The organism is Paenibacillus sp. Mc5Re-14 (assembly GCF_001049835.1).
GTDB classification, from domain to species: Bacteria; Bacillota; Bacilli; order Paenibacillales; family Paenibacillaceae; genus Paenibacillus; species Paenibacillus polymyxa_C.
The window spans coordinates 4,558,636-4,574,518 of record NZ_CVPD01000001.1; the positions used below are offsets into that span (position 1 = coordinate 4,558,636).

The following is a 15,883-nucleotide window of genomic DNA, read 5'->3' on the forward strand; positions in this document are numbered from 1 at the left end:
CAAATTGGTTACTGTTGCGTTATCACCGTTCGGTCTGATTAAGTTAAAAGAAAATTAAAATTGAACTCTATCGTATGTTTGAATCAACATAGACTCAGCGGCAGTATGCATAGAAATCCGAAAGAAGACACTTGAAAAAGTGCCCATCTTTCGGATTTCTACATTTTAGGAAAAATATAAATGATGAAGAGATAAATCCACATTATATCAAAACGTTTCTTTTCATCACCATAAATTAGATTGCCTAATTATCATGTATCAGAAAAATCAGCATGAGCTTATATTACATGCCTTTAATCATACTTAAGGGTAGGTAACCATGTAGATCCTTCTTAAAGTAAGATTTAATGTTGCGTTACTAGATTACAAACTTATAGAATGCTGAGAAAATTTTACAAGGAAATGAAAGAGTACGAAGAAATAATTTTAGGGACTAAGCACAGAAGAACAGCTTGAACATGCAGGGACTTACGTTAAGTTGCTAGAATTCCAAAAAAGCTCTAAGCTCTCGAAAGATAAAGATAGAACAAATGATTAACAGAGATTTTGGATATCACAGAAGCTACAATTCGTAAGTACAATAAGAAAAGCATTGCATCTATGCAATATACAGACATAGATATTATCATTGAGTTTTATGTATAGACAAGCGAATGTGATAATAATCTAGACTTATAAGATGAAGTCATTAATAACATAAGAAGATTGAATGACTTTACTTAATTACAATTTATTACTAAGTATACGTCAACTTCTTCATAACCGAAATAGGAAGACTTCTGAACCATTGAAGAACTACAACAAAGAGTTATGAATGAGTCTTAAACAACGGAGCGATACCAATGGAAACTAAAATAAGATGACTCCTGATTAATACTGAGCCATCTTATAAAGCCATTATATTTTACGATTTTTGTAGCTCACATTCTAGGTCATTCTTAAACCTAGTTTACCTTAACGGTATACACCATTCTCAATTTACCGTTACCGGCGTAAATTTCAACTCTTGCATTCGTTGCAGTGGTGGTAGTTACCACGCCGGATGCAGAAACGGTGACATTTCCGCTCGCCACTTTATAAGTATCTCCAGGGTAATTTGACAACGCATAGGAATAATTACGTGGCAACGTAGCCGTTCTGTAGTATACTCCGTTAACTTGTACAATAGGTGTAATTTCTGGAGAAGGGCCTACTGATGCGGAAGCACTAGGAACGATAATACTTCCAATGAGTCCCAAAGACATAGCTGTTGATAATAGTATTTTCTTAGTATTCATAAAAAAATCCTCCTTATGTATGATATGAGCTCCTAAAATATACCATGTAAAATTGTCGATTTCACTTCATTCGACAAATGTTGTCAAAATAATACAATAAAACAATCCTAAAGTCCTATAAGATACAAAATAATTAAAATATAACAATTAAAGAAATTAATTTTTAGCTTACTCTATTATTGAACTATTCTCTAGAGCTGGGCCATCTTTGCATAACACAAAATAAAAACGGATATCGGAGTGATTCGCCCGAGATCCGTTTTTCTATCTGTATGTTTAACACTTGATATCAGTTGACAAGTTGGTGTGCAACCGTCTCACTGATATTTAGATTTCTATCGATCATGCATTGCTTTAATGCAGATAGCTCCGTACTTTGACAAATCGCTTCTGCTACAAGTTGGGCAATTTTCCTTGCTCCTTCGTCAGAAAAATGGGTATTATCTGCTACCCCGGCTGGGTAATTAGGGTGCATTTTTTCAGGCAAATGCATAAATAGAAGTTGGGACTCTTTTTCACCCATGGAACGATAAAGCTGCTGTGATGCTTCGAAAATATCGAGCAACGGTGTTTGGGTTTCCTCGGCTACTTTTCGCATGGCATCGGGATAAGCTCCTACGGCCAGCGGATCAGGTTCACCGTCCGCGGTAAAACGGCGGCGGCTTACAGAGGTCAATAGCACAGGAATTCCGCCACGTTCCCGAGCGGACTGAATGAATTGAATTAAGTTTAGACGGTACTCTCCCTCAGGATCGGTGTAGCGCGTGGGGTCTTCTTTTTTCTCATCGTTATGTCCAAATTGGATAAACAGATAATCGCCAGCTTGAATATCTTTTTCAATATCAGCTAATCGCCCTTCTACTATAAAGGATTTGGTGCTTCGCCCATTGACGGCACGATTGTCCACATGAACAGTAGAGTCCAAATGAGCTTGCAAATGTTCGCCCCAGCCTGTCATCGGTTTTTCGGTTGCTCCTTTTTGGGCTGCAGTAGAGTCTCCTGCGATAAACAGTCGAGTTGTCATCCGCTGTCTTGTCTGCGCATATCCATGTTTTTGAAGCCATTTTTCCGCCAGGTCGAGCCATTGTCGGCATTCACGGTTGTCCTCAGACAGTCCCAATCCGTGCCGCCCTTCTTCAAATACATGCAGTTCAAACGGAATACGCTCTCTGGATAATGAGAAAGCGAACAACAGGCTATTTTCTACCGGTACAGCTCCATCATTGGCCGTTGTCCACATAAAAGTTGGGGGTGTCTGTGCAGTCACTTGCCGATCGGATGAAAAGGCTTGAAGCTGCTCCGAGTTCGGCTGTTCGCCTAAAAAGTGCGTACGGCTTCCCAAATGCGTATAAGGCTCATGGAATGATATTACAGGGTATCCCAACATCAGAAGATTTGGTTTTTCCGCTCCAATCGTGGACACAATGGAGGCCAGGTGACCGCCTGCTGAGAAACCGATGAGACCCACTTGATCAGGGATCACTTGCCAGTCATGCGATGTTTGGCGAATCCATTGCAACGCATGTTCTACATCTTCCAGCAAGGAGGTAACCTCGAAATCGCCGACCTGATACTCCAGCACACCCGCGTGAATACCCAAATCATTTAACCATCGGGCGATCGGCTCTCCTTCATGTGAGGCCAAATGCTCGTAGCCACCGCCAGGTAACACCAATACAAAAGGACGAGCTTCACGGACCGCTACGGGATAGAGGGAGAGAAAGGAAGTGTCTAACGGAAATTCTTCTTTTACAATCTGTTCTTTAGAACTAACGACATGTAACATAAGAGACCTCCAAATTTCTTTTTATCTGCCGCAAACCAAACTAAATCAACTTAAATTGGAATGATACGGATGTAAAAAATAATGCACACGTGAAAAAAATGATTTAAACCTTGTTATGAAAGCGCTATAATTTGGTGTGATACCAAGAACCAAAGGGGGAGCGCAATGAAAAAAGGAAGAATGTTCTACACTATTTTTATTACGATTCTGGTTTTGGGAATAGGATTGGTGGCCAGCTTCGGCAGCTACATCTATTTTACAACAATTAGCTCCGTTGTGGAGAGAGTTTCCAATACCAAGCAAAGCTACATGGCGCAGATTAGAAATAGCCTGGAGCAGAAAATTCAAACGATTGAATACGCTTTTAATACGTATAGCACGACCAGTTCCTTTAATGAAGTTGTCAAAAATCCCATTACAGAAAAAGATTTTGTAGCATATCGGAATGTGAATACCCAGCTCAATTATATTGCTACGATGGGATTAGAAGGAACCGAGTATTCACTGATCAGCCTAAATCAGAATTGGAGAATCTCCAATGGAAGCCTGTCTTATTTGACGAAAACGGAACGAGAACAGCTGATTAGCACCTATATAGACCACCAGGATAAGGGACTATTCTGGATTAAAACAGATAAAGGAATCCGTTTTGTGAATACCTTGCCTGTGTTTTCCAAAAAGAAGCAGGCCATTGCACTGTCTGATATTTCGTCGCAGACGTTAAGTCGTACCATTCAAACAGAGGATCATATGCCTGTGATTATTTTGAATAACAAAGGCGACTTAATGTACGAAACGGAGCCTGCTACTCCCTTATTGTCTACTCAGCAGCTTCAGCACATTTCAGAAGTAACTGCTAAATCAGACAACACAGGCATGCTAACGTTGGAGAAAACGGAGCATCAGCCAGCACGGCAAATCATTTATGCTAAATCTGCTTACAACAATTGGACTTACTTAACGGTATTAGATAAAAAAGAGATTGCAAACGCGTTTCAAACGACCAAATTTGGGATTATCATGATGGGCCTTGTATTAACGCTTTTAATAGTGGTGGTGGCCTACATCATTGCCATTTACTTTACCAAGCCATTTCAGCAAATAAAACGCAGCTTGCCGAAAAATCCTAATTTCGCATTCAAAAATGAACCTTCTAAAAATGAAATTGAGTGGATTATTAATTCCATCGACAACATTGTAACTGAGAAGGAAAGCTTGGAAAGTCTCATTCAGTCCGAAATGCCACAGTTGGAAACGCAATTGATTCTCAACCTGTTTCGCAAACGTGTTTCCGCAGAGGAATTGGCACGAAAAATGCCACGTCTGGGCTACCCGCAGATCGAGAATCAAATGTATATTACCTTGTTAGTTCAACTGGATAATCTGGGAGATCGAGAACCTTCGGATAAAGATATTTTACTGCTGGCTATTAACAAAATCGTAGAAGAAACGATTCCAGAGCAGCTGCGTATGCTTCCGATCATTTTGAACGATAACACTCAGGCTACCATTTTAATTTTGGCAGGTAAGAGTGCACAGGAAATGAGAAAGCAAGTGCTGGATCATGCGACCCTTTTGATTCAGCATGTAAAAGAGTATTTGAATGTATCCATCAGCATCGGTATTAGCACAGCGTATGATAACTTGTTAGAAAGCAAAGAAGCTTGTGAGATGAGCAAGCAAGCATTACATCACCGTTTAAATCTAGGTAAAGAGTCGATTATTTTTTATGAGGATATTTCCATGGTCATTTCAGGTCCGGTACTGCTTCATTATCCTGCGGAATTGGAATCGAAACTGTTTGATGCCATTCGCATAGGGGATGAAGAGCAGGTATATCATACCGTGCACTCTTTATTGGCAGAAATGATGACAAAGAACAATCATTCCATGAACTTTGAAGTGCTATTGGTACGATTTGTAAATAACCTCATCCAATTAGAGCAGCTATTAGGGATTGAAGTGCTGTTGACGCAAGACAATCATGCCTTGTATCACCGTTTGCTGGATATCCGTAACCCGGAGGAGATAGAACGCATGCTGTTAGAACAGGTTATTTTCCCCATGGTAAAAAGCATGAAGGAGAAGACCAACCAGCAATTCCGCTGTCTCTCAGAGAAAATTGCCGCGATTATCCGTGCTGAATATGACCAGGAATTATCATTAGAACTCATTGGAGATCGACTGCATTACAATCCGAATTATTTAAGCAGTATTTTCAAAAAAGAATACGGTACGACGTTTAGCGAATATCTGATGGGCTATCGCCTGCAAATGAGCAAAAAGTGGCTCGTTGAGACAGATATGACGATTAAAGAAATCGCCGAGCGATTGCAATATCATAATTCGCAAAACTTCATCCGCTCTTTTCGGAAAAAAGAACAGGTTACACCAGGGGCTTATCGAAAGATGAAGCAAGCCAATTAACCTTTAACCGCCCCCAACAAAGCTCCTTTGACAAAATGCTTTTGCACAAAGGGATATACGATTAACATCGGAACGGTCGCTATAACAATGACCGCCATCTTAATCGTCTGCGCAGGCGGGATGACATCTACCGCGGTTCCTTCTGCCTGCATACCACTGGAGACGATAACAATTTGGCGAAGTAAGACTTGAATTGGCCATTTGGCAGAGTCATTGATATAGAGAATAGCGTGCATATACGTATTCCAGTAGGCAACAGCGTAGAATAAAGAAATAGTTGCAATAGAAGGCAGGGCTAATGGCAACATAATTTTAAAGAAGATACCAAAATCGTTGCACCCGTCCATCTTGGCCGATTCCTCCAAATCATCCGGCAACGCCTGAAAAAAGTTACGCATGATAATCAGGTTAAATGCATTAATAGCCACGGGCAAAATCAAGGACCAATATGAATTGATCAGCCCCATGCTTTTGACAACGAGGAATGTCGGAATCATCCCCCCGCTAAACAACATAGAAAACACGACAATGAAGTTAATCGTATTGCGGCCAAGCAGATATTTCCGGGATAATCCATAAGCCATAAAAGCGGTAAAAATCATACTTACAACTGTACCCACGATCGTTACTCCGACCGAAACCCCAAGTCCTCTAAAAATCGTTGGAGTGGATAGGATATAGCGATAAGCATCCAGAGAAAAAGTAACAGGGAATAAAATAAACTTCTTGGCCACTACTTCCTCAGTTGAGGCAAATGAGCTGGCGATGATATTCAAAAAAGGCAAGAGACAAGTGAGGGCAATGAGAATCAAAAGTGTACTGTTTACAATGTTGAAAATACGACTGCCCAGTGATTCTTTTTTTCGTAATTTTGGTTTGAGTAATGGTTGTTCCAATGTGGTTGACCTCCTTGTAATCGTTTACATGTAAACCTTATCAAGAGGAAAGAATTCCGTATATAATCAAATCTTGAGGTGTTCTCTAAGCGTGGAAAACAGAGGATGATCATTAAGTTGTGTAGTAATCATTAGCTAAGGTGAAGAGGCTATAAAGTAGGCTGTTGGCCTACTTTTGTAAACGCTATCATTTGATGATTATATGCGGAATGTCGAAAATAACGTAATCTTGAAAGCGTATACAGTAATGTTTGAAGGAGGTCGAACTAATGAAAGTTTCAAGTGTCCCCGCACCAAACATGAAGATGAAAATGAAGAAGAACAAAAGAACGACGGAAAGCCTTTTACGAATGCAGAAACACAAGCTGCTCTATCTGATGGTTTTACCCGGATTGGTGTATTTCATTATTTTCAAGTATTTCCCTATGGGGGGATTGGTAATTGCATTTCAGGATTATCAAGCTTTTCAGGGAATCACAGGCAGTCCATGGGTAGGAATGAAGCATTTTATTCGTTTGTTTACTGAGCCTACGTTTTTTATGCTGCTTCGCAATACGCTGATTTTATTTGCACTGAATATTGTAATCTTTTTTCCGTTGCCCATCATATTGGCGCTCATGCTGAATGAGGTTAGGAAGATGTTTTTCAAAAACATTATTCAAACCATTATCTACATTCCGCACTTTATGTCATGGGTTATCATTGTTTCGATTTCTTATGTTTTCCTGACAGTGGACGGCGGTGTACTGAATGAAATGATTGCCGCGCTGGGCGGTGAGAAGATCAGCTTCTTAACATCTCCGCAGTGGCTGCGAACGGTATATATCGGGCAAGTGATTTGGAAGGAACTCGGCTGGTCTACCATCATTTATTTATCTGCAATTACAGTGGTGGATACGCAATTGTATGAGGCAGCAGAAATGGACGGCGCTGGACGTTTGCGAAAGACATGGCACGTGACGTTGCCAGCGATCCGCCCGGTTATTATTACATTGTTAATTTTGAAAATTGGTAGCACGCTGGATTTGGGCTTTGAGCATATGTATCTGCTATTGAATTCATTAAATCGCGAGGTTGCCGAAATCTTTGACACCTATATTTATACTGCGGGTTTAAAGAATGGACAATTAAGTTTCAGTACGACAGTAGGACTTTTTAAAGGTGTAGTAGGTTTAATTCTGATTATGCTCTCCAATCGACTCGCTAAGAAATTTGGTGAAGACGGCGTTTACTAATGACGACGGGAAGGATGCAAAATGGTACGGTTTGTAGAAAACATGAACAAATGGTGCATGCGCCTGCTACGCCTGGTCTACCTTAACTTGCTGTGGACCATTGCGACGATCCTGGGCTTGGGTTTTATAGGTGTTGGGCCTGCAACCGTTGCTATGCTTAGCATTTTAAGGCAGTGGATTCGGGGCAATGAGGAAGTCGCCATTTTCTCGACGTTTGTACGTTACTTTAAAGAAAGCTTTAAAGAAGCAGCCATCATTGGCGGGCTTTACAGCCTTGTGGGTTACGTGCTCTACGTGGATATCGTCAACGTCTCATCCTGGTATATTCGTGTGGTGACGCTGATGGGTGCCTTTTTGTATCTTATCTCTTTGGCATACATTTTTCCGTTGCTGGCTCACTATGATTGGAAAGGCATCAAGCTGAAGATCAAGATGTCGATCGTGATTGGTTTTTCGTATTTACAATATACACTTGTTCTTTTTGTAGCCATTGTCGTGCTTTATGCATTGATTCTAGGCTTGTACCCAGGAATTCTAACTTTTGCCGGAGCGAGCATCATCGGTTATCTCGTGATGTGGATGACGCATCAGGTATTCAGCAAAATAGAGCGAGAGGTTCTGGTGAAAGAGGAAGATATGGCATGAATATACAAACCAAAAAGGAGCAAACACGATGAAAAAAGGAATCAAGATGAAAAAGGGAGTGTCAGGTCTTCTTGCCGCACTTATGGTCATGAGTGTTTTTCTAGCTGCTTGTGGTGATAAGGGAACTGAGGATCAAGGCAGTCAAACCTATGATCCCAAATCCAAACTGGAATTTACCTGGCTAAACGTATTGCATACAGCCTCTCCGCCTACAGAAACGATTAAAAGTAAAATCGAAGAATACACCAATTCCAAAATTACGTTCAACTGGGTACCGGATGCTTCCAAGGAAGAGAGAATTACCACCGCACTGGCTTCTGGTGAATTGGCAGATATGGTGACTTTGACGATGATGACAAATTCCTCAGTGCGTAGTTCATTGAAATCAGGACTATTCTGGGATGTAGGCAAATACTTGGATGATTACGAAAATTTGAAAAAGATCCCACCTGAAGTGCGAGAAGCCGCTTCTATTGAAGGGGTGCTATATGGTGTTCCGTTCCAGAAGAATCTGGCTCGGGCGGGTTTGGTCATTCGTCAGGATTGGCTCGATCGCTTAGGACTGAAGGTGCCGACCACACTGGATGAGTTGTATGAAGTTGCGAGAGCGTTTACAGAAGATGATCCGGATGGCAATGGAAAAAATGATACGACTGGGTTTGTTGACAGATCGGATCTGCGCTACAGCAGTTTCAAAACGTTAAGTTCCTATTTTGGTACACCTAATGGCTGGAAAGTAGATGAAAACGGAAAGTTTACGCCGGAATTTGATACTCCTCAATATTTGGAGACCTTAAAGTATTCCAATAAATTATACAAAAACGGGTATCTCTCCAAAGACTTTGCTGTAACTGCTAAAACGGACCAGCAACAACAATTTGCACAAGGTAAAGCAGGTATTTATACAGGCATGATCGATATTTCTAACCTTAGAACCTTGTCTCAAGGCTTACAAAAAGGGCTGAAGCTGGTACCTGTCAACAAGATTTCGAATGGAGATGGACAATACCACGTATGGTCTGAGGGAAGCGGGGTAGGAGGCTTGCTGGCATTTCCGAAATCTGAAGTAAAGACAGAAGCTGAGTTGAAGAGACTGCTGCAATTTGTAGATGACTTAATTGACAAAGATGTATACATGTATATGACCGGTGGTCTTGAAGGTACTCATTATAAAATCGAAAAGGATGGTTCCTTCAAAATTACGAATACAGATTTGTGGCAAGCAGACGTTCAGCCGTTTTCAAGCTCCAGACCAAGTGAAGTGACCTATAACTTAAAGGATGCCAATCCAGAAAAGGAACTGGCTAATGAATTAGTGCGAGAAAATAATAAATTTGCTGTTCTGGACCCGACAGTGCCACTGGATTCAGCCACCGCTAATGAACAAGGAACAGAGCTGGAGAAAATCATTACCGACGCCTCCTTCAAATTTATTATGGGTGAAATTGATGAAGCCGGATTTAAGGCAGCTGTAGAAAACTGGAAAAAATCAGGCGGAGCACGAATTACCACTGAGTATGAAGAAGCGTATAAGAAATCGAAAAAATAAAGATATAGGTTGAATATTAGTATACATGAATTGTCACTACGCAGGCGGATGGTGCTTATCATTGCTGACACTTGTCCAGCACCATTCCGCCTACTCCGTTTTACAGTGTATTTTCAAGCCCAGTCTATAAATCATTATCATTCACAAAAAATAAAGACAGGAGAGAACGAAATGCAATTGTACAACATTGTAGATTATGGAGCAGTTCAGGATGGTACGACGATGGCAACAGAGGCGATTGCGGCTGCTATTGAAGCGGCAAGTAATGCTGGTGGAGGTACCGTTTTTGTTCCGGCTGGAACGTACCTAACGGGCGCTATTTTTCTGAAAAGCAACATTGAGCTGCATGTAAGCCCTGGCGCTATTCTTTCCTTCAGTACGGAACTGGCTGATTACCCTGTAGTAGAATCCAGATGGGAGGGCGTTCAGCGGGAAGTACATGCATCGTGTATTTATGGAGAGAACCTTGAGAATATTTCGATTACAGGCAGCGGAACGCTGGATGGAAATGGTCAGCCGTGGTGGGAAAAGCATCGGAATCATCCAGAGGAGTTACAGTATCCGAGACCCAAATTAATCAGCTTTGACCGTTGTCAGCGGGTTACCATTAAAGATGTTATGTTAAAAAATTCCCCCAGTTGGACTGTAAACCCCATTGCTTGCTATAACGTTACGATTGATAATTTGTCCATTCTTAACCCGGCGGACTCTCCCAATACGGATGGTATTAATCCCGAATCCTGTTCCAATGTTCGTATTAGCAACTGCAATATAGATGTAGGCGATGATTGTATTGCGATCAAAGCAGGAACCGAAGATACGCAAGAACGGATTCCTTGTGAAAATATTACGATTACCAACTGTACAATGGTACATGGTCATGGTGCTGTCGTGCTGGGAAGCGAAATGAGCGGGGATATTCGTAATGTTACGATTAGCAATTGCGTGTTCAAGCAAACGGATCGGGGTATACGTCTGAAATCAAGACGGGGACGCGGTGGAATCATCGAGGATATTCGCATCAGCAACATTGTGATGGAGGAGGTCATTTGTCCATTTATTCTAAACCTGTATTATTTCTGCGGACCTCGGGGCAAAGACAAATATGTTTGGGATAAAAATCCCTATCCGATTACTGATGAAACTCCGTGCTTTAGAAGAATCCATTTTTCTGATATTACGGCAAGACAGGTTCATGCGGCGGCTGGCTTCTTGTACGGACTTGCAGAGCAATATATCGCTGAAATCACATTTTCCAATATTGATATTTCTATGGCTAAAAATGCGATTCCCGGTCGTCCGGCCATGATGACAGGGATTGAAGATATGAATAACCGTGGTTTTTATCTGGGTAACGTGAAGGATATTCGTTTTCAACAGGTTACGATTGAGAATCATGAAGGTCCTGCCTTTTATATTGAAAATGGGGAAAACGTTGAAATCAATCGTTGCCATTCGAAGAATACAGCTCAGCCTGAAAAGCTGATAGAACAAGTAACGGTACAACCTTCTGAACAGAATGTGCTGAACTAGGAGGGATGAAAGGAGAATAAAACGTGGATAAGTTGCAAGCATTGCTGGGCGACCTTCCGGCAGATCGCCCTATAACGGCAACTCTGCTGAATCAAGAAGAGCGGGAGGGATATCGACTGGAGTGTCTCCTACTGGACTTGAACGGAATCGAGTCTGTGCCCGCTTATGTAGCTACACCCTTACAAGGGAACGGCCCGTTCCCATTGGTCGTTTTTAACCATTCGCACGGGGGCAACTATACGAATGGACGTAAGGAGTTGCTCCATAGCAGTCCTTACCTACAGCAGCCCTCGTTTGCTACAGTTCTGACAGACATGGGATATTGCGTGTGCTGTATCGACATGTGGTGCTTCAATGAACGTGGGGGCAAAACCGAGAGCGAGCTGGTAAAAGAAATGCTCTGGCAAGGCCAGGTGCTGTGGGGCATGATGCTGTATGATAACCGTCGTTTGGTAGATTATATGTGCCAGCGTGAGGACATTGATGCTTCCCGCATCGCAACGATCGGCATGTCGATGGGTGGACTTATGGCATGGTGGATGGCTGCTTTAGATGAACGAATACAGGTCACGGTTGATATCTGCGGACAGGTAGATGCCCATACGCTGATCGCCAAAAGGGGATTGGATCATCATGGGTTCTATTCCTATGTTCCCGGCTTGTTGAAGCATTTCACCACGTTGGATATTCAAAAGCGGATCGTACCTCGCCCACGGATGAGTATAACAGGTCAAAATGATCGAATGTGTCCTATAGAAGGAGTCGAGCATTTGGCAAACGGGTTGTTGGAAGCTTATCAGAAAGCAGGTCACCCTGAGCATTGGCAGCCTGTGATTGCGGGCGGTGGTCATATGGAGACATTGGAAATGCGAACGGCTTGGCAGTCATTTTTAGCTGAACACTTGTAAATCAAATGAAAGGATTGGGGTAACCATGCTAGTCGGAAAAGAATCCTTTTGTGATTTCCACACCATTCAGGAGGCGATTAATGTATTGGAGCAATCGCCTTCCAACGAAATGGAAACGCTAACTATTTTATCGGGTACCTATGAGGAAGAGGTGCGGATTTACCGTTCAAATCTACATATCATAGGCATCGGACAGGTAGAGATTCGAATGAATCGGTACGCCAGGGAGCGGAATGAAGCAGGTGAGGAAATAGGAACCTTTGCGACACCCACTTTATTTGTAGGCGGCAGCCATTTGATCTTGGAAAATCTCATCATTTCCAACACGGCCGGACAGGGAGAACACATTGGGCAGGCCGTTGCGGTATACGCTCATTGTGATCAAACCATCTTTAGAAACTGCACCTTTAAAGGGTACCAGGACACGTTATTTACAGGCCCTCTGCCTCCTGCACCCAAAGAACGATTAAAGTTTGGTGGAATTCCTTTGAAAGAACATCACGCATACTATCGCCAGCTCTATCAGCATTGTTACATCGAGGGTACGATAGACTTCATTTTTGGCGGGGCTACCGCTTACTTTGAAGATTGCGAGATTCGTAGTTTGCGTCATCATAAGAACCATACAAGCTACGTTACAGCCGCTTCTACACCGCAAGGACAAACGTACGGCTATGTATTTGATCATTGCTATTTAACCGCAGAGCCTGATATTACCCCTGTTTTTTTGGGTCGTCCATGGCGGGAATATGCCAAAACCGTATTTGTCAATTGTAAAATGGGCGACCATATCGATCCGCGTGGCTGGGACAATTGGGACAATGTAGCGAACGAGAAAACCGTATGCTATCAGGAATATGGCGGATCTGATGAAATAGCTTCATTACGTCAGCAGCGTGTTCCGTGGGCGGATTGTTTTGAAGCGAGGACAGAAGCATGGAGCAAGGAACAGGTTTTTGAGGGAGTCGCATTTTGGAAAGCAAGGAGAAGTGATGTCTCATGATGATCCAAAACCCTATATTAAAAGGCTTTAATCCCGATCCGTGTATTACGCGAGTCGAGGATACTTACTATATTGTAGTGTCATCGTTTGAGTGGCTGCCTGGAGTACGGGTGTACCAGTCCAAAGATTTGGCTCATTGGGAGCACTGCACGGATATTTTGACTGATCAGGTTGACTTGAGGGGGAACCCAAAAAATTGCAGCATTTGGGCACCGCAATTGAGCTACGCGGATAACCTATTTTATCTACTCTATACGGATGTGAAAAGCACCAAGCGTCCGTTCAAGGACGTTCATAATTTTGTGATAACAGCGCCTACGATTCACGGGCCGTGGTCGGAACCCGTTTATCTGAATAGTAGTGGATTTGATCCGTCTTTATTTCATGATGAGGATGGACGCAAATGGCTATTGAACGCCTTATGGGATTACCGCATGTTGGAAAGCAATAAGTCTTCAGGTATCGTCATGCAGGAGTATGACAGCAGTCAACAGCGGCTTGTTGGCGAGCCTGTTAAAATTTTTGATTGCACTCCATTGAAGAAGACAGAAGCGCCCCACATCTACAGGCAGAACGGTTATTACTATCTTATTACAGCGGAAGGTGGAACAGGTACGGGGCATGCAGTTACCGTAGCACGCTCCAAGCAAATATCCGGCCCGTATGAAGTGGACCCGCATAATCCGATGCTTACATCTCGTGATCAGCTGAATTTCCCGTTACAATGCGCAGGACATGGCAGTCTTGTGCAAACACCTGACGGAGAATGGTATATGGCCCATTTATGCACACGTCCAGTGGAGGGGAAATACGCCATTTTAGGGCGCGAGACAGCGTTGCAACAAGTCTATTGGAATGATGAAGGCTGGCTGCGATTAACCGCCGGGGGCCATACACCTCAATTGGAGGTGCCTGCGCCTCAAGGGACAGTTTCGATTAAGCAAGAGCAGCAGGAGTATATTTTCGAAGACTTTTTCGAGGGCCCCACAATTGATAAATCGTGGAACACATTGCGTATCCTGGCGGACGATAGCTGGTGTTCATTAAGTCAGCGCCCAGGCTACCTTCGAATTCATGCTGGAGAATCCATACAAAGTCTATTCAAGCACCACATGCTTGCCATTCGGCAAACGGATCATCATTTTCGGGTAGAAACAGCACTGGAGTATCAGCCAACAAGCTATTTGCAAATGGCGGGACTTTTGCTGTATCTCAATGAAGAGGACTATTTGTATACGTATGTCAGCTATGAAGAGGGAGTGGGAAAAGTGCTGCGCATGATGCGCTGTGAAGCTAATTCATTTACGTTAGTTCCGCAAGTGATTGCACTTCAGAATGATCTTCCTGTACATTTGGCTGTAGAGGTCCATGCCTCCTATGCACAATTTTATTATGGAGTCGGAGATGAGCCTTCCTGGAAGCGACTTTTTGAAATACAGGATATCAGCTTTTTGTCGGGAGGATTTACAGGGAATTTTGTAGGTATTGCTGCTCATGATATGCAACAATTCCAAGGGAGCTACGCTGACTTTTCCCATTTCTTATACTATGGTAAGGACCATCTCTCCTCATAAAAAATATAATACTGACTATATTGCAAGCACCTTAATCGGTGCTTTTTTCTTTTACAGGTTACCTTTTTACACTATAATCTCGCAAAATCTCCAAAAAAGCAGTGGTTGCTTTCGTCTCAAATACCGCAGAAGGGGTCAGAAAGGAGAATTTCCGAATGAACGGGAGATTGAGAATATCCAATACTTCTAATGTTCCCAAAGCAAGTTCCTTTTGAATTACCCATTGGGACAGCAAAGAAATCCCCAAGCCTGCTTCTACAGACTCTTTGATGATCTGTGTACTGCCAAAATTCATCATATGAGAAGGATAAAATCGAAGCTGTGCAAACATCTTTTCAGCCGCCTCCCGGGTTCCAGAGCCTTCTTCCCGCAGAATCCAGATGTCATCATGCAGCTCATTTATATCCACTTGAGATGTACCGGCCAAACGATGATTTTGCGGAACGACAATAACCATTTCATCATCGGCGAAGGATTCAATGTGTAAATGGTCATGCTGAAATTCTCCTTCGATAATGCCCACATCCAGTTGATTATGAATTACGAGCTTTTCAATTTCCAATGTATTGCCGATGGTAATAGAGGGCTGAATGAGCGGGTACTGGATTCTCATTTGCGCAATTACATGTGGTAGTACATATTCACCATACGTGTAGCTTGCACCAATAGACAGGTTACCCTTTGCCGTATGCATTAGTTCGTCCACCAAGTACTGCATACGTGTATGGAGTCGGATAATCTCCTGGGCATGATGATACACAATTTCACCTGCTTTAGTTAAGCGCACATATTTATTACTTCGCTCCAGGAGCCGGGTTCCTACACTGCGTTCCAGTGTTTGAATATATTGACTTACCGCAGGCTGGGTCATATGTAGTGCCTCAGCAGCTCGTGTGAAGTTTTGTTTCTCCGCAACCCTAACAAAGACGATTAAAGATTGATCCAAAGTCTATTCCTCCAAATTTATCATGCATATTTACTTATCATTATTATTATAATGATTTATTTTCCTTATGACAAAATACATATTAAGCTGTATGCATGTAGAAT

The 15,883-nt window shown here is 42.5% G+C and carries 12 protein-coding genes; 8 read left to right on the top strand and 4 right to left on the bottom strand.

Annotated features, from left to right (window positions below; genetic code table 11):
- Positions 1-944: 944 nt before the first annotated feature.
- Both BN1546_RS20875 and BN1546_RS20880 read right to left on the bottom strand, forming a co-directional pair.
- Positions 945-1,277: a hypothetical protein gene (locus BN1546_RS20875; protein ID WP_025676465.1), complete on the bottom strand. Its 333-nt coding sequence runs from the start codon at positions 1,275-1,277 to the stop codon at positions 945-947.
- A 289-nt stretch (positions 1,278-1,566) separates the two neighbouring features.
- Positions 1,567-3,063 (bottom strand): GDSL-type esterase/lipase family protein, encoded by a 1,497-nt coding sequence (locus BN1546_RS20880; RefSeq protein WP_090738754.1) that lies wholly within the window; start codon positions 3,061-3,063, stop codon positions 1,567-1,569.
- A gap of 165 nt (positions 3,064-3,228) precedes the next feature.
- Here BN1546_RS20880 and BN1546_RS20885 point away from each other — a divergent pair, with 165 nt between their 5' ends.
- A complete protein-coding gene (locus BN1546_RS20885; protein WP_025676468.1) occupies positions 3,229-5,490 on the top strand; it encodes a helix-turn-helix transcriptional regulator in 2,262 nt (753 codons plus the stop codon).
- On the opposite strand, the gene BN1546_RS20890 is transcribed toward BN1546_RS20885, so the two are convergent.
- On the bottom strand, positions 5,487-6,386 hold the full coding sequence (locus BN1546_RS20890) for a carbohydrate ABC transporter permease (protein WP_013371981.1): 900 nt from the start codon (positions 6,384-6,386) through the stop codon (positions 5,487-5,489). The two genes, BN1546_RS20885 and BN1546_RS20890, sit on opposite strands and share 4 nt — an antisense overlap.
- Before the next feature lie 269 nt (positions 6,387-6,655).
- Here BN1546_RS20890 and BN1546_RS20895 point away from each other — a divergent pair, with 269 nt between their 5' ends.
- From BN1546_RS20895 to BN1546_RS20925, 7 genes are all read left to right on the top strand, one after another.
- Positions 6,656-7,621, top strand: a complete 966-nt coding sequence (locus tag BN1546_RS20895; RefSeq protein ID WP_013371980.1) for an ABC transporter permease — start codon at positions 6,656-6,658, stop codon at positions 7,619-7,621.
- 21 nt (positions 7,622-7,642) lie between these two features.
- Positions 7,643-8,266, top strand: a complete 624-nt coding sequence (locus BN1546_RS20900) for a YesL family protein (protein WP_058829861.1) — start codon at positions 7,643-7,645, stop codon at positions 8,264-8,266.
- 28 nt (positions 8,267-8,294) lie between these two features.
- A complete protein-coding gene (locus tag BN1546_RS20905) occupies positions 8,295-9,815 on the top strand; it encodes an extracellular solute-binding protein (RefSeq protein WP_040103344.1) in 1,521 nt (506 codons plus the stop codon).
- Between the two features lie 171 nt (positions 9,816-9,986).
- Entirely contained in the window at positions 9,987-11,348 is a 1,362-nt protein-coding gene (locus BN1546_RS20910; RefSeq protein WP_040103345.1) for a glycoside hydrolase family 28 protein, read from the top strand.
- A gap of 23 nt (positions 11,349-11,371) precedes the next feature.
- On the top strand, positions 11,372-12,256 hold the full coding sequence (locus BN1546_RS20915; RefSeq protein WP_090738755.1) for a dienelactone hydrolase family protein: 885 nt from the start codon (positions 11,372-11,374) through the stop codon (positions 12,254-12,256).
- Between the two features lie 25 nt (positions 12,257-12,281).
- Positions 12,282-13,259, top strand: a complete 978-nt coding sequence (locus BN1546_RS20920) for a pectinesterase family protein (RefSeq protein WP_058829858.1) — start codon at positions 12,282-12,284, stop codon at positions 13,257-13,259.
- A complete protein-coding gene (locus BN1546_RS20925) occupies positions 13,256-14,833 on the top strand; it encodes a glycoside hydrolase family 43 protein (protein WP_013371974.1) in 1,578 nt (525 codons plus the stop codon). Before BN1546_RS20920 ends, BN1546_RS20925 begins: the two co-directional genes overlap by 4 nt.
- 58 nt (positions 14,834-14,891) lie before the next feature.
- On the opposite strand, the gene BN1546_RS20930 is transcribed toward BN1546_RS20925, so the two are convergent.
- Positions 14,892-15,779: a LysR family transcriptional regulator gene (locus tag BN1546_RS20930; protein ID WP_090738756.1), complete on the bottom strand. Its 888-nt coding sequence runs from the start codon at positions 15,777-15,779 to the stop codon at positions 14,892-14,894.
- Between the last annotated feature and the right edge of the window lie 104 nt (positions 15,780-15,883).